13 protein-coding genes, 5 pseudogenes and 1 riboswitch are annotated in these 14,974 nt (G+C 56.8%); of the genes and pseudogenes, 8 read left to right on the forward strand and 10 right to left on the reverse strand.

Annotation, left to right across the window (positions count from 1 at the left end; all coding sequences use genetic code 11):
• Positions 1-66 precede the first annotated feature (66 nt).
• Positions 67-606, reverse strand: a complete 540-nt coding sequence (locus tag ACZ1HE_RS16370) for a winged helix-turn-helix transcriptional regulator (protein ID WP_472622478.1) — start codon at positions 604-606, stop codon at positions 67-69.
• Positions 607-645: 39 nt separating this feature from the next.
• Here ACZ1HE_RS16370 and ACZ1HE_RS16375 point away from each other — a divergent pair, with 39 nt between their 5' ends.
• A complete protein-coding gene (locus ACZ1HE_RS16375; protein ID WP_472622480.1) occupies positions 646-1,023 on the forward strand; it encodes a VOC family protein in 378 nt (125 codons plus the stop codon).
• A gap of 167 nt (positions 1,024-1,190) precedes the next feature.
• On the opposite strand, the pseudogene efp reads toward ACZ1HE_RS16375, so the two are convergent.
• Positions 1,191-1,755, reverse strand: a pseudogene (gene efp / locus ACZ1HE_RS16380) (elongation factor P).
• A gap of 219 nt (positions 1,756-1,974) precedes the next feature.
• Between efp and ACZ1HE_RS16385 the strand changes: the two are divergent.
• Positions 1,975-2,295 (forward strand): DUF6280 family protein, encoded by a 321-nt coding sequence (locus ACZ1HE_RS16385; protein WP_068332272.1) that lies wholly within the window; start codon positions 1,975-1,977, stop codon positions 2,293-2,295.
• Between the two features lie 56 nt (positions 2,296-2,351).
• On the opposite strand, the gene ACZ1HE_RS16390 is transcribed toward ACZ1HE_RS16385, so the two are convergent.
• Positions 2,352-2,921 (reverse strand): cobalamin biosynthesis protein CobQ, encoded by a 570-nt coding sequence (locus ACZ1HE_RS16390; protein ID WP_472622482.1) that lies wholly within the window; start codon positions 2,919-2,921, stop codon positions 2,352-2,354.
• 169 nt (positions 2,922-3,090) lie between these two features.
• On the opposite strand from ACZ1HE_RS16390, the pseudogene ACZ1HE_RS16395 reads away from it, so the two are divergent.
• Positions 3,091-4,562, forward strand: a pseudogene (locus tag ACZ1HE_RS16395) (cobyric acid synthase).
• On the opposite strand, the gene ACZ1HE_RS16400 reads toward ACZ1HE_RS16395, so the two are convergent.
• The 6 genes and pseudogenes from ACZ1HE_RS16400 to ACZ1HE_RS16425 all read right to left on the reverse strand — a co-directional run bounded on the left by ACZ1HE_RS16400 (position 4,544) and on the right by ACZ1HE_RS16425 (position 10,514).
• Positions 4,544-5,617, reverse strand: a complete 1,074-nt coding sequence (locus ACZ1HE_RS16400) for a hypothetical protein (RefSeq protein ID WP_472622484.1) — start codon at positions 5,615-5,617, stop codon at positions 4,544-4,546. The pseudogene ACZ1HE_RS16395 and the gene ACZ1HE_RS16400 overlap by 19 nt on opposite strands.
• Positions 5,618-5,693: 76 nt before the next feature.
• A pseudogene (locus tag ACZ1HE_RS16405) lies at positions 5,694-7,113 on the reverse strand (TolC family outer membrane protein).
• Positions 7,114-7,207: 94 nt separating this feature from the next.
• Positions 7,208-7,860, reverse strand: a pseudogene (locus ACZ1HE_RS16410) (protein-L-isoaspartate O-methyltransferase family protein).
• Positions 7,861-7,974: 114 nt separating this feature from the next.
• The gene (locus ACZ1HE_RS16415; RefSeq protein ID WP_472622486.1) at positions 7,975-8,088 is read right to left on the reverse strand and encodes a DUF2474 family protein; all 114 of its coding nucleotides are present in this window, start codon (positions 8,086-8,088) and stop codon (positions 7,975-7,977) included.
• Positions 8,088-9,089: a cytochrome d ubiquinol oxidase subunit II gene (gene cydB, locus ACZ1HE_RS16420; protein ID WP_472622488.1), complete on the reverse strand. Its 1,002-nt coding sequence runs from the start codon at positions 9,087-9,089 to the stop codon at positions 8,088-8,090. Before cydB ends, ACZ1HE_RS16415 begins: the two co-directional genes overlap by 1 nt.
• An 11-nt stretch (positions 9,090-9,100) precedes the next feature.
• A pseudogene (locus ACZ1HE_RS16425) lies at positions 9,101-10,514 on the reverse strand (cytochrome ubiquinol oxidase subunit I).
• Between the two features lie 207 nt (positions 10,515-10,721).
• Here ACZ1HE_RS16425 and ACZ1HE_RS16430 point away from each other — a divergent pair.
• Complete coding sequence (locus ACZ1HE_RS16430) at positions 10,722-11,138, forward strand: VOC family protein (RefSeq protein WP_472622490.1); 417 nt, start codon at positions 10,722-10,724, stop codon at positions 11,136-11,138.
• A 49-nt stretch (positions 11,139-11,187) separates the two neighbouring features.
• Here ACZ1HE_RS16430 and ACZ1HE_RS16435 read toward each other — a convergent pair whose 3' ends face one another.
• Entirely contained in the window at positions 11,188-12,153 is a 966-nt protein-coding gene (locus tag ACZ1HE_RS16435; RefSeq protein ID WP_472622492.1) for an NAD(P)-dependent oxidoreductase, read from the reverse strand.
• Between the two features lie 123 nt (positions 12,154-12,276).
• Here ACZ1HE_RS16435 and ACZ1HE_RS16440 point away from each other — a divergent pair, with 123 nt between their 5' ends.
• The 4 genes from ACZ1HE_RS16440 (at position 12,277) to cobW (ending at position 14,962) form a co-directional block, all read left to right on the forward strand.
• A complete protein-coding gene (locus ACZ1HE_RS16440; RefSeq protein ID WP_472622494.1) occupies positions 12,277-12,561 on the forward strand; it encodes a LysR family transcriptional regulator in 285 nt (94 codons plus the stop codon).
• A 35-nt stretch (positions 12,562-12,596) separates the two neighbouring features.
• Positions 12,597-13,067 carry a LysR substrate-binding domain-containing protein gene (locus ACZ1HE_RS16445; RefSeq protein ID WP_472624517.1) on the forward strand — a complete coding sequence of 157 codons (471 nt, stop codon included), beginning with the start codon at positions 12,597-12,599 and terminating at the stop codon, positions 13,065-13,067.
• Positions 13,068-13,231: 164 nt separating this feature from the next.
• Positions 13,232-13,442, forward strand: a riboswitch (cobalamin riboswitch).
• Between the two features lie 88 nt (positions 13,443-13,530).
• Positions 13,531-14,031, forward strand: coding sequence for a DUF1636 family protein (locus ACZ1HE_RS16450; RefSeq protein WP_472622496.1), 501 nt, complete (start codon positions 13,531-13,533; stop codon positions 14,029-14,031).
• Positions 13,937-14,962 (forward strand): cobalamin biosynthesis protein CobW, encoded by a 1,026-nt coding sequence (gene cobW, locus ACZ1HE_RS16455; protein ID WP_472624519.1) that lies wholly within the window; start codon positions 13,937-13,939, stop codon positions 14,960-14,962. Before ACZ1HE_RS16450 ends, cobW begins: the two co-directional genes overlap by 95 nt.
• The last annotated feature ends 12 nt before the right edge of the window (positions 14,963-14,974 follow it).

Raw genomic sequence — 14,974 nt, forward strand, 5'->3', positions numbered from 1 at the left:
GCATGGGCTGCGTCAAAACCTGGTGGCGACCCGGCACGTGTAAGTAATGAAAGGTTTGTGCGCACGTCAGCGCAGCGTGATAAACGGACAAGCCATCTCGCTGATCGCATGCCCGGTGTTGATCGCGTGATAGATCGGATGCGGCGGCCTGCCGGCGCCATCCACGGTTCGGCTGATCCAGTCATGGTCTTCAAGTATTTGCAATGATTGCGACAGGGCGCGATCCGTGATCGTCCCGAGCTGATGTTTGACGCTGGTAAAGCGGCTGGGTCGGTTCAAGGTCGTCAAAATCGGCAGGGTCCACGATCTTCGCAGCAATGCCTTGTGATCGCCAGAAACGGTATGAATACGATGCGCCAATCCAGCTGCAATCTGCCCGTTCGGGGTCAATCGAAACTCTGGACGCAACGGATGACCATGCCCTGGGTTGCGTTCCAGAAGCCCGATGTCGATCAGATGGGCCAGGCTTTGCGCAAATGCCGTCCTGCTGGCGCCAGTTGCAGACAATAGTGGCGCCTGGCGTCCCGGAACTCCGGAATGAAGGTGCGCTAGGATCGGCAGCGCCCAAGCCCGTGAGGTGATGTTGACAAGTAGCTTTATGTCCATAAAGTATAGCTAGTATATTTTATGTCGAAGGGAAAGTTGATGTCGCTCGTTTCATTGGAAAACACCATTACGCTCGCCATGTCGGTCAAAGATCGCCACAAAAGCGCGCTTTGGTTTCATGACATGTTGGGATTTGATCTTGTCTACCACGCCGATGATGCTGGATGGTCCGAGGTTCAGACCAAAACAGCGGGCGTTACCATCGGTCTGGGTGAGCAAACCGAACCAATCCCCGGAAATTGCGTGCCCGTGTTCGGAATTGGCGATCTTGACGCTGCTCGCAGGGACCTCGAAGCCGCAGGTGTTGCCTTCGATGGCGCAACTGAAGTGGTCGAAGGCATGGTTAAAACCGCAACCTTCTACGATCCTGACGGCAACGCAATGATGTTGGCACAAGATTTGACGAGCGGCAGTTGAATTTCAAAACCATAGTTGTAGGTGACTGAACTCGGGCCAAATCTGACCGACGCAGGGCAAAACGGTTTGGATCTGAATCGTGCAATTGGACATGCTACCAAATGAAAAGCGCCGCCCAATTTGGGCGGCGCAGTATGTCTATTGCTCTTTGGTCACAAGTACGATTGTCAGGCGCGTTCCGAATATTCCATCGTCTCGGTGTTCACCACGATCATTTCATCCTGACCAACAAATGGCGGGACCATGACTTTGACGCCGTTATCCAGGATCGCCGGCTTGAACGAGTTCGCCGCTGTTTGACCTTTGACAACCGGCTCAGTCTCGACAATCTGGCAGGTCACTTTCTGCGGCACGGTGGCGTTCAGCGCCTCAGCTTCATAAAATTCGACAACAATTGTCATACCATCTTGCAAAAACGGGCGACGATCGCCCAGCAACTCGGCTAAGCAGTTCGATCTGCTCATAAGTCTCGGTATCCATAAATACGAGCATACCGTCGCTTTCGTACAGGAACTGTTGGTCTTTCTGCTCAAGACGCACACGTTCCACCTTGTCGGCAGACCGGAATCTTTCGTTAAGTTTCGATCCGTTGCGCAGGTTACGCAGTTCAACCTGGGCAAAGGCACCACCCTTCCCCGGCTTCACATGATCGACCTTGACCGCGGCCCACAGACCATCGTTGTGTTCCAGAACATTGCCTGGGCGGATTTCGTTCCCGTTGATCTTGGACATGACATATTTCCTTCACACATGCTTGATGCACAGTTTCGCGATCCTATATCTGGCGGGACGCGACCTGGCAAGACAACGATACCTTGTGCTGCACACGCAGAAAGCCATGCAAATGACGCAACGGCGCTATGCAAAAACAGGGTACCCGAATCGGAACCGATCGGTCATAAGGAACGCCACGCCGGAAATTGCAAGAGCAAGAACAACAAGGAAGACGAGATGAAAGATTTCGTTGACGGCACTGCCTTTAATAATGAGCAAGGCAATCGTGCACGTAAACTTTTCGCAGCCGTTGTGTTGGCTGCGCTGGATGACGCCATCGCCGACGACAAGAAGTATGGCAATGGTCCTGAGCAGATCGCTCGTTGGGCACGGTCACGCGATGGCCGCGAAGTGCTGAGCTGTGCTGGAATCGACCCGAACGAGCGTGTCGTATCCGGCCTGATGGAATTCGTAGGCCGTGGTGTGCGCACCTCGGTTGCTCTGTCACGCGAAGAAAGCGAGCGTCGCAACGCTGCGCAACAGGCAGAAGCCGCCTGAATACATTCTGCTGCTGAATGAAAAAGCGTGCTCCTGGGGAGCGCGCTTTTCCTTTTTTAAAAGTGCACAAGCCATTGGCTGGCCACCCATAGTTCAGCCGCTAGCAGGCTGCCAAACCCAACCCTGCCCCATTCGTTAATCCCTCGGTGCCACAAGTGAAGGTAAGCCAGCACACAAGTCGACACTGCGATCGGAACAATCCAATGCGCGTGATGGCCGCGGTCCCAATAACTTAGGGGGCTATGAAACACCCAAGTGCTAAAGGGCCAGAAATGCGCACGACCGTCGCCGGCATGCAGTAGAAAATCAGTTCCCAAGTGTAAAAGCCCTGCACTGGCGAAGGCAGTCATCGGACGCCATTCCAACCTCAAAGCAGCGAACAACAGCGCTCCCCAGACGAAAAAAGAATTGTCGACGGCAAATACCGTTTGCCAGGCATTCGAGAAGTAGAGCTCGCCAAACACCACATGCTCGGGGATACCCAAGACAAACAGGGACACTCCGGCCAGCAAGTATAGCGAAACATCGGGCGTCACTGCGCCAAGCAACGCGCTCCCCATAATGCGGCGGTGACCGGGTACGCCAAATGCAGCGGCACCGATCAGAAGATGAGCGGGTGTATTCATTTGTCGTGTGCCCCGCTTCGCAGACAGCATCGCGCACCCAAAAACACGTTCGGTCGACGGCGAGAGCAGCTTTTTTCGTTTTCGAACAAACGGGATACACACATGGTCGCTTCCGGGCTTTCCCTTTTAGCTCAAATCAGGTCATCTGCCCCCAACATAGGAGGCACGCATGGTTCGGACCATCATGATTCAAGGCACCGGCAGCAATGTCGGCAAATCGATGTTGGTTGCGGGACTCGCACGTGCTTTTACACGCAGGGGACTGCGTGTCGCGCCGTTCAAGCCGCAGAACATGTCCAACAATGCCGCTGTTGCCGAAGGGGAGAGATCGGGCGCGCCCAAGCATTGCAGGCCCGCGCGGCACGACGTGCGCCACACACCGATATGAATCCGATCCTGATAAAACCCGAAACCGACACTGGGGCACAGGTCATCGTACAAGGCCAGCGACATGGCACCATGCGCGCCGGGGATTACCGTAAAGGCAAGGCTCAGTTGCTTCAGTCGGCGCTTGAGAGCTTTCACCGGCTTTGTTCCACTGCTGACCTCGTGTTGATAGAAGGCGCAGGTAGCCCGGCCGAAACGAACCTGCGTGAAGGCGACATTGCCAACATGGGCTTTGCCTGCGCAGCGGGGGTGCCGGTTATCCTTGTCGGCGACATTCATCGTGGCGGCGTCATCGCGCAAATCGTCGGCACGCAGGCCGTCCTGGAAGATACCGATCTGGCACAGATCAAAGGTTTTGCCGTGAACCGGTTCAAAGGCGATATTTCCCTGTTTGACGAAGGGCGGGATGACATTGCTGAGCGCACTGGCTGGCCGTGTTTGGGGGTTGTGCCGTGGTTTCACGACGCCTGGAAACTTCCAGCCGAAGACATGATGGACATCCGGTCTCACAAGGGTGGCAGTTGCAAGGTCGTGGTCCCACAGTTGGAGCGCATGGCAAACTTCGACGATCTGGATCCGCTATCCGGAGAACCCGGTGTGTCGGTCGAGATTGTTCCCGCAGGCCGCCCCCTACCCGGAGATGCTGATTTGGTCCTTCTGCCCGGCAGCAAGTCGACGATTGGCGATCTGGCCTATTTTCGAGCGCAAGGTTGGGACATTGACTTACACGCTCACGTCCGGCGTGGCGGGCATGTTGTCGGGCTCTGCGGTGGCTATCAGATGCTGGGCAAAACAATTGACGATCCAGATGGAATCGAAGGATTCACCGGTCAAGTTGAGGGATTGGGACTGCTAGACGTTCACACCGTTATGGTGGGACAGAAAAAAGTCACGCAAACCGAGGCGACCGACGTTCACACCGATTTGCCGCTTTATGGGTACGAGATTCATATCGGCCGCACTGAGGGTCTTGATTGTGATCGTCCCTGGTTGCGTGTCGGCGAGCGCCCTGAAGGTGCAGTTTCAAAATCAGGGCGAGTTCGCGGGAGTTACCTGCACGGTCTGTTTTCTTCTGACGCCTATCGCGCCAAATTTTTGCAGAACCTTGGCCACTCTTCGGATCTCGCCTATGAGGACAGTGTCGAGGAAACCCTGGATTCCTTAGCCGACCATATCGAGCGTCATATGGATCTCGACCTACTGTGGACCTTGGCTCACAAACCAAAGGCCGGTTCTCATCTTTCCAGTTCGTGAGCCGTCAACGCCCGGTGAATTTCCCGCCGCACCAGCTTGCGAACGTTTCGGGTGATCCGTTCACCCAAAGCACCCTGCAATTCTTCGCGCACGATGTCGGCCACCAATTCCCGCAGGCTTTCCTCATCAAGAAACGCCTCATCTGACGGGAATGCGGAAGCATCTTCGCCCTGATACTCAGTGGTTTCTTCAGGCGAAACATATGCTTTTGCGCGGGCGTGCACTGCCTCGGCTACTTCGTCAACTGCCTCTTCAACCACGGCATCCGACGCTATGTGGTCTTCCCACTCCATGGCAGCGATCCGCGTTCCGGCATAAGCATCCTGCCCCTCGTCATCGGGTTCCCACTGCTCTTGGGTCTGCGCAATGGCTGTTTCCAAGGCTTCGATCTTTGTCGTAAGCCGTTCCACATCTGGATCGGCTTCCCAATCCACCTCGTCCACTTGAAGGTCCGAATCCTCTGACATCGAGTCGGCTGTGCCGAAATCCATGCCGTAAACGCCGCCTTCACTTTCGTCAGATGCCTCAACGTCTTCGTCTTCGGCTTCGGCTTCGGCTTCGGCTTCGGCTTCGGCTTCGGCTTCGGCTTCGGCTTCGGCTTCGGCTTCGGCTTCGGCTTCGGCTTCGGCGACTATGTCCGATTCCGGTTCCGAAACAACTTCAAATTCTGAATCCAGAACAATCGGTGCGGATTGATCGACATCCTCGACTTCGTCATCGGAATCGACATCGGACGCATCAATATTTTCGCCTGCGTCCTGGGCCGCTTCGAACAAAGTCGCATTTGGATTGTTCCAAGGTGCGGCAAGGTCTCGCATCTCCACTTCGGCTGCTTCATCTGGCGTGTCTTTATCTGACACACCCAGATCAGCCTCCGTGGGCTCTTCCTCGATAGGGTCAGCGACCCGCAGCGCAGGCGTCAACACCAACCTATCTACGCTTGGTGTCGGCTTTTCTACCTTTTGCCGCGTCTCTGTACGACTATCTTCGCTTACCAGACGTCTGATCGAAGACAGAACATCTTCGATCTGAACATTGGTGACTGGATCAGACATGTGTTGCTACCACTCTTAACCTCAGGTCGTAAGTGTAGCGGTAGTCAGGGATTCTCACAACAGATAGAGAGAATTCTCATTTCTTCCCTAGTGCTTCCAAGACACGGTCCAAGTCCTTGCTGCGTTTTGAAACAGCGGCAGGAGCATCCTTGACGAGATTGTAATACAGGGTCGGGTCGTAAATTTGCACCGCAAGCCCAAGACGCTCGGCTGTCAACAACCCTTGAGCGGACAGCAATTGATAGGCTGCCAGCGAACGCTCAACACGCGCCCGGATTTGAGATGTCTGTGCGTCCAAAAGTTCTTGTTCCGAGGTCAAAACATCCAGCGTCGTCCGCGCACCCAGCGTCGCTTCTTCCCGAACTCCATCAAAAGCCACCTGTGCTGCACGAACCCGCTCGTTGGTTGCAGTCAGGTTGGCTCCGGCGGTTTCAAACCGCACATAAGCCTCGTTCACCGCCTGAATGACGTCTTTCTGAATGTTCAACAGGTTCGCCTTGATCGAGATCGCGTGTCGCCATTCCACGACGCACCGTGGCCGCGATGCGACCACCTGCGTAGATCGGTTGCCGCAGCTCGATCGCAGCACTTGCCGTGTTGTTGTAGTCCGAAAGACCGAAGTTGTCGGTTAGACCGATGTTCGCGCGAAATTGAGCAGTCGGCCCGAGTGAGGCTCTGATCTGATCTACCGTCAAGTCAGCTGCCTTGACCTGATGTTGCGCCGACAGAATGCTGGGATGGTTACGCACCGCTATCGATACGGCGTCGTTGATCGACGCAGGATGATTAGGCAATCTCGGCTGCCCTGCCGTCCGTCCCGGATCCCGCCCAACAGCAGTCACATATTCAGCTCTCGATGCAACCAATGCACCTTGGGCGTCTGCCAGGTTGGCGCGTGCAGCCGCAAGTCGCGATTCGGACAAGGCAACGTCGGTACGGGTCACTTCACCGACTTCGAACCGATCCTGCGAAGCCCGAAGCTCTTCGCCCAGAACCCGCACGTTGTTTTGACGTAGCACAACGTTCTCTTCCTGAAGCAGAACGTTCAGATAGGCCGAGACAGCCCGGAACAAAATGCTTTGCTCGACCTGTAACAAGGTCTGTCGCGTGGCCAACACCGTTTCCTGTGCCGCTTGCTTGGCCAGAACGCTGGCCCCACCGTTGTACAGGAGTTGCGTGAACTCTAGACCAGTGAAACCGGTCGAATTTCGCGTTTCTGTTACCAAGTTGCCTGTCTGGTTCCGAACCAGCGCTCTCTGGATCCGAATGGTCCAGTCAATTACAGGTCGCAGCGCTGATACTGCGATAGCCACATCTTCGTCTGCAACCCGCAGCAAAGCGCGGTTCTGCTCCAGAAGCCCGCTCGTGTTGTATGCTCCAATCAGCGCATCAGCGAGGTTGTCCGCATGCCCAGCCTTGGGCACGAACCCGATCATCAAGGCACCCGCCGAAACTGCGAGGGCCTTTGCAAGTTTTTTTACTACTGCTCTGTGCATTGCCAGCCTCTCTACCGCTGTACAAATTTTTGTTCAGATTGCGCCCAAACGGGCAAACAGGCAAGGTCACGACCAAACCGAGCCTGCAAAAATGTCACAACACGAACTTTCGCGCCCGTTCAAACCCGGGAAGAACAGGTGCTGTGGCATTAAATTGAAACTTCCAAACAACACGCTCTTTGGATTTGTAGCCGATCTTGGCGCTCCCCAAGTCACCTTCCATAAAAATACACCCGATGCGTCCGCCTTCCTTGACCTGATCCAACAGAGTTTGCGGCACGTCTTCTACACCGCCCTGAATCAAAACAACGTCATACGGCCCGTGTTCAACTGCCCCTTCGGCCAAAGGTCCAACATGCACGACTGCGTTGTCGGCGCCTGTTTCCATCAAAACGTCCTGCGCTTCGCTGGCAAAAGTTTCGTCTTCTTCAACGGCCACTACCAATTGCGCCATTCGCGCAACGACGGCAGTTGAATACCCATGGGCCGAACCGACATCCAGAACAGATTCATCGATCCCGATGTTCAGCCCGTCCAACAGTTTGGCCAGTGTTCGAGGCTCCAGAAGGCAACGCCCCCTCCTAAATCAAGTAGATCCTCTGCATAGGCAGCCTCGCGCAGGGTATCGGGCACAAAATTCTCACGCGGAACGCTCAACATTGCTTCGATGATGGGGAATTTGGTCACATCAGAGGGCCTTACCTGAGTGTCGACCATCATGCGCCGACGCGCAGAGAAATCTGTCATAGCGAGCTCATCATTCTAACTGTTGCTGGGCTTTTGCCATATCCCGACACGCCCGGCAACGCCCATGAAAAAATATCATGTTCCAGTTCAGCGAAACCATCCGCTTTCGCACCTTTAAGTACCGGGTATGATTTGCCGCAAAAGCAGGGCAACGATGGCGATTGCCGCAACTGACATTATCCAGATCGCAACAAACCAAATAATGCGCTTCATCAACCCGCGTTCCATCAATGGTACCCGGCATCGGCATCAATTTTCCCTCGAAACACCCAATAAGCATAGGCCGTATAGGCAAGGATCATCGGCACCAGAATAACCGTTCCCACCAAAGCAAAGGCCAGACTTTCATCCGGCGCTGCGGCTTGATGAATTGTAACCGAGGGCGGCACCATGTCGGGATAGAAACTGATTCCGATGCCAATGAAACTGATCACAAAGACGGCTTGGCTGGCCAGAAACGGCATCACGTCCCGCCCGGACGTCAGCCCACGGTACAGCATGTACCCGGCAAACGCCAAAAGCACTGGGACGATCCCCGAATACAGGATCGCCGGGAAGGTGAACCACCGCTGGAAGTAGGCCGGATCCTGGAACGGGGTCCACAGGCTCACCGCGCCGATCAGGGCAAAGGTGGCAACACCCAATGGCAAGGCCCGTGCGCGCATGGCCGATTGTAGCTCGCCTTCGGTTTTCATCACCAACCAGGTCGCCCCCAATAGCGCGTAGCCCACGACCAACGCACATCCGGTGAGGATCGAAAACGGCGAGAGCCAATCCCACCATCCGCCCGCATAGGCGCGATCCATGACCTCGATCCCTTGCACCAGCCCACCAAGGGCCACGCCCTGACAAAAGGCCGCGACGGTTGACCCGCCGATAAAGGCTGCATCCCAAACGCCGCGCCAGCGTTCGGTCCGCCAGCGGTATTCAAACGCCACTCCGCGAAACACCAGTGCCAACAGCATGACGATGATCGGCATGTATAGCGCGGGCATGACGATGGCATAGGCCACCGGAAAGACGGCAAAAAGCCCTCCGCCCCCCATCACCAACCAGGTCTCGTTCCCGTCCCAGACCGGCGCGACAGAGTTCATCATGACGTCGCGATCCTTCTTTTCCTTGGCAAAGGGAAACAGGATACCAATGCCAAGGTCGAAACCGTCCAGCACCACATAGGTCATGACCGCAAAGGCGATGATCCCTGCCCAGATTGTCGGTAGATCCAGCATGCCCGTCCTCCTTACTCGCCCGGCGTTTGTGATGTGTCGTATTGCGCAGGCGGTACGATCCCGGCTGTTCGCAACGGTCCTGCGCGCGTTGGGTCATCCGTGCGCTCTCCGGGTGCCTTGTGCATCAGACGAAGGATATAAAACGTGCCTGCACCAAAGACGAAGAAATAGACCACGATGAACATCAGAAGCGATGTCGCCACGGCTAGGCGCCTCGACCGGAGACAGCGAGTCGGACGTGCGAAGTAGTCCGTAGACCGTGTAAGGCTGCCGTCCGACCTCGGTCGTGATCCAGCCTGCCAACACGGCGACAAATCCGGTTGGCCCCATCAACACGGCGGCGCGGTGCAGCCAGGTTGAGGTGTAGAGCCGCCCCCGCATCCGTTGCAGCAAGCTCCAAAGCCCGACGCCCAGCATGGCAAAGCCAATCCCTACCATGACACGGAACGACCAGAACACGATGGCTACAGGCGGTTCCTCGTCATCGGGCACCGTGTCCAAACCATCCAGCGGCGCGTTCAGGTCGTGTTTCAGGATCAGCGACGACAGCTTGGGGATCTCGATGGCATAATCGACGCGCTTTTCCTTCTGGTTCGGGAACCCGAACAGGATCAGTGGCGCGCCATCGGGGTGGCTGTCGAAATGCCCCTCCATCGCCATGACTTTCACCGGTTGATGCTCTAGCGTGTTCAGCCCGTGGGAATCGCCCGCAAATATCTGGATCGGTGTGACGATGGCGGCCATCCACATGGCCATGGAAAACATCTTGCGCGTGCCATCTGTCGCCCGGCCGCGCAAAAGCTGCCAAGCCGCGACACCTGCCACCACAAAAGCGGTCGTGAGATAAGCAGCCAGAACCATATGGGCCAAGCGGTGTGTGAACGACGGGTTGAACACAATGGCCCACCAATCAACGGGAATGAACTGCCCCAATTCGTTGATGTCGTACCCTGCAGGTGTTTGCATCCAGCTGTTGACGCTCAAGATCCAAGTGGCTGATGTCAACGTTCCAACCGCCACAAGTCCCGTGGCCATCATGTGCAGCCTCTCGCCCACCTTGTCGCGTCCAAAGAGCATGATGCCCAGAAACCCAGCTTCAAGGAAGAACGCTGTCAGCACCTCGTAGGCCATCAAAGGCCCGATCACTGGTCCGGCTTTTTCGGAGAACACCGCCCAATTGGTGCCGAACTGGTACGACATGACGATGCCCGACACGACGCCCATGCCAAAGGCGACGGCGAAGATCTTTTTCCAGTAGTTGAACAGCGTCAGATAAACCTGATCCCGGGTCCGCAGCCACTGCGCGTTGAGCACTGCCAGATAACTGGCAAGCCCAATCGAGAAGGCCGGAAAGATGATGTGAAAGGACACTGTAAAGGCAAATTGCATCCGCGCCAGCATCTCGGCTGAAAAACCATCAAACATTCAGACCCCTTTCTGGAACATAATCCCGGGTTGAGTACTTGGCCTTGAGGAGACTGGTCTGAGCCTATTGCTTTGTCATTCTTTTTCAATGGTTACGGATGACGCATGGTAGAAATGCCGTGGCGCTTTGCGCAGCTGTCTTGATCGCTGGTGTCATGCCAAAAATGCGTTAGGGTCAAACAATCATCGCAAAAGGAGCGGACCAGTATGATTGCATATGTGACGGTCGGGGCCGACGATATGACGCGCGCCGAACGCTTCTATTCTGCTTTTCTACCGGCCCTGGGATATAAGCTGGACTGGTATCATGGCGACCTGAGTTACGCGCTGCCGGTCGCACCGGGTGAACGGCCGGTTTCGCCGGATTTTTACGTCAAAGCGCCCTTTGACGGTGCAGCCGCAACACCCGGAAATGGCGTCATGGTTGCGTTTGAAGCGCAAAATCAGGCACAGGTGCGCGACCTTCACGCCGCCGCACTTGTCGCAGGTGGTCATGACGAAGGGCAGCCGGGGTTTCGCCCGGATTACGGTCCCCGCTTCTATGTCAGCTATTTGCGCGATCCACAGGGCAACAAGATCGCGCTGTTTTCCAGCAACCCGGACGACCCCGCCCGGGATGAATAGTAAAGTGCCGCACTTTGCGGTGCGGCACTCTTTGGTTCACAGATAAGATCTATTCCGCCGCTTGCTGCCCTTTGCCCTGCGGGATCACCTCATATCCGGGCTCTTCCGGCTCATCATCGCACATTTCGGGCGGAAAGCCGGGGGCCAGAATGTCCAGACCGGTCGCTTCTTCCAGACGCTTGATGATGTTGGGCGACAGCTCACGCTCGCCAAAACGCGCGATGCCATCGTCAAAGATGTCTACCAGCATTGGTGCGATTTCGAGTGGAACATTGTTGCGTTTTGCCACCTCATGGAACAGACCTGCGTCCTTTTTCACGAGATCCATGGTGAAAGAGATGTCGCGCGAGCCGTTCAGGATCACCTGACTTTCGGTTTCATGCACAAAGGACGTGCCCGAGCTGATTTTCATCGCCTCATAGGTGGTGTTCAAATCCATGCCCGCCGCCTTGGCCGTCACCAACGCCTCGCAGCAAGTGACCAAGTTTGCCGTCGCCAGATAGTTGGTCACAACCTTCAGAATCGAGGCCGACCCCAACTCCCCCGTGTGCAAAACGCGGCGGCCCATCGTGGTCAGGAACGGCAAGATGCGCTCGAACGTGTCGCGATCACAGCCCGCGAAGATCGAGATGTTGCCAGTGTCCGCACGGTGGCACCCGCCAGATACCGGGCAATCCACGGCTGCCCCTCCACGTTCGATCACCATTGCGCCCAGACGTTTGGCTTCGGCCTCGTCCGTCGTGGACATCTCCATCCAGATCTTGCCTTCGGTGACTTCGGGCAGCATCTCCTGCATCACCGCGTCGGATGCCGCGGGCGACGGCAGGCAGGTGATTACCGCGTCGCAATCGCGCATCAACTGCGCCGGGCTGTCCCCCCGTGCCGCACCGCGCGCCACGAAGTCATCGACCAGCGCCGCGTTCAGATCATGCACCGTTAAATCGATGCCATTGCGCAAAAGCGAGCCCGAGAGCTTGCCGCCCACATTGCCCAAACCGATGAAGCCAACTTTCATGATGTATCCTCCCAAGCGGGCTGCTTGCCCGCATATACGATTCTTGGGCGAAGTATTCCGCGTGACATGCGCCAAGAGAAACGAATAATAATGCAGTAAATGACTAAAATATTTTGGTGATAAATGAACCGCCTTCCCAATCCTATCTGGCTGCGCACGTTCGAGGCCGCCGCCCGGCACTTGAACTTTACCGAGACGGGGCGCGAACTGGGACTGACCCAAACCGCCGTATCGCTTCACATCCGCTCGCTTGAGGGCAATCTGGGAGCCAAGCTGTTTACCCGCGCAGCACGTCGGTTGGATTTGACTGAATTGGGGCAGTCTTATGCCCTGACCGTACGCCGGGCGCTATCGGACATCTCACTCAGCACCAATGCGCTGTTTGGGGGGACAGCCACCAAACCCTGACAATACGCGCCGCCATTTCGACAGCAACCTATTGGATCGCAGCAGAGTTGCCCGCCTTCAATGCCCTCTACCCCGACATTCCTGTGCGTCTGGTGTCGAACATCTGGGTCGACAGCACCAAGGTGGATGACGTCGATGTCGAAATCCGTCTGGGCTATGGCGATTGGCCGGGTTTGCGTGCCGAAAAGCTGTGTGATGAAACCATTGTCCCGGTCTGTCGCGCTGATACCCCGAAGCCAAACCTCGACTCGCTCCAATCGGGGTCACTGATCCACATCTTGGGCTATGAAGACAACTGGGCCCGATACTTCGAGGCGCAGGGCCTGCCCCCGGCCAAGCAACCGCCCCGACATTCGGTGGATACAACGGTCGCCGCCCTGCAACTGGTCATGGGTGGCGCGGGTTATGCCACGATTCTCGGCCGGTTTGCCCAAAACGCCATCGATCAAGGCGCTCCATTACAAATCGCAGGGCCTGCGATTCCTTTGCACAGTCGCACTATCTGATTCATGCCGACGAGCCAGTGACGCAATCCGCCTCATCCCAGCTATTCACCGCATGGCTGCGCGACAGGATCGACGGTCATGCCGCTGGCTGACCACATCCGGTCGCTTTTCTCTGACAGGCTCGCCGCACATCCGTCGCAAGCTTGACAAGGCCCGCCCGCATGGCCCATGTCGCTTGCGTTGGTGTCTGTGAAAACAGATGAAAAGGGAATGTGTCAGTCAGGTCCAACTTGATCAAACACAGCCGCCCCCGCGACCGTGACCGGAGAGGGTGCCCAAGCCACTGGCCTATCAGGCCGGGAAGGCGGGTCACCCAACAGAGAATCCTCTCTGATATCCGCAAGCCGGGAGACCTGCCAACACATGAAAGACCAGACCGGACGGGGTGTTCCGGTGACGGCCCATGCGTCTGACCATGGCCCGCGCATACCCCGTCCCCCGAAACCCAAGGGGGATGAGAGAGATGAGTGATTTTGCACCAGTTGAGCTGCTGGTCTGCACCACGTGCCGACGTGGGCTGCCGATCGAAGATGACGCACAACGACCCGGCACATTGCTGCACAAGGCACTGGAACAGGCAGAGCTGCCCGAAGGCGTAGCGCTAAAGGCCGTCGAATGCCTGTCCAACTGCGATCAGGGCTGCTCGGTCGTGCTACGCGGCGGTCCGTCGCGCTGGACCTTTGTTTATGAAAACCTGAACGAATCCGACGACGTCGACGTGATCGTTGAAGGTGCCACCAAATACCACGCCACCGCTGACGGGATTGTCCCCTGGCGCGAGCGTCCCGTCCATTTCCGCAAAAACTGCGCCGCGCGCATCCCCCTCTTGGAGTGTGAATATGTCCTCTCTCGAAAAACTCCCCGTTACTGTGATCACCGGCTTCCTCGGCTCGGGCAAAACCACGCTGGTGCGTCACCTGATGCAGAACCCGCAAGGCAAGCGTCTGGCGGTCATCGTCAATGAATTTGGCGATGTGGGTGTCGATGGCGAGATCCTGAAATCCTGCGCCATCCCCGATTGCCCGGCAGAAAACATCATGGAGCTGGCAAACGGCTGCATCTGCTGCACCGTGGCTGATGATTTCATCCCCACGATCGAGGCGCTGATGGCGCTGGAGCCGCGCCCAGAACACATCCTGATCGAAACCTCTGGTCTGGCGCTGCCCAAACCGCTGCTGAAAGCCTTTGACTGGCCCGATATCCGCTCAAAAATCACTGTCGATGGTGTGATCGCTCTGGCCGATGCAGAAGCCGTCGCCGCTGGTCGTTTCGCGCCCAATGTCGAGGCCGTGGACGCACAGCGTCTGGCTGATGACAGCCTTGATCACGAAACACCCCTATCCGAAGTGTTTGAAGATCAGATTTCCTGCGCCGATATCATCCTTCTGACCAAACCCGACTTGGCTGGCCCCGAGGGCATCGCCAAGGCGAAAGAAGTTATCGCCGCCGAAGCACCCCGCCCCCTTCCGGTGGTTGAGGTTGCCGAAGGTGTCGTTGACGTCCGTGTTGTTCTGGGGCTGGAAGCAGCCGCCGAGGATGACATGGACGCCCGCCCCAGCCATCACGACGGCCACCACGATCACGAGCATGACGACTTTGAGAGCATCGTTGTCGAACTACCTGAGCTGACAGACCCAGCAGAGTTGGTCACCCGGATCGAACGTCTGGCCAACGAGCTGAACATCCTGCGTGTCAAAGGTTATGCGGCTGTCGCGGGAAAACCGATGCGCCTGCTGGTTCAGGCCGTTGGTGCCCGCGTGCGTCATCAGTTCGACCGCCCGTGGAAGGCGGAGGAGAACCGTTTGGGTCGCGTCGTGGTCATCGCCGAGCATGACGACATCCAAGAGGCGCGCATCCGCGACATCCTCGCCGGTCAAACCGAACCGGCAGAATAAGGACCAAGACCG

The sequence above is a fragment of the Falsiruegeria sp. JB4-1 genome (genome assembly GCF_055693495.1).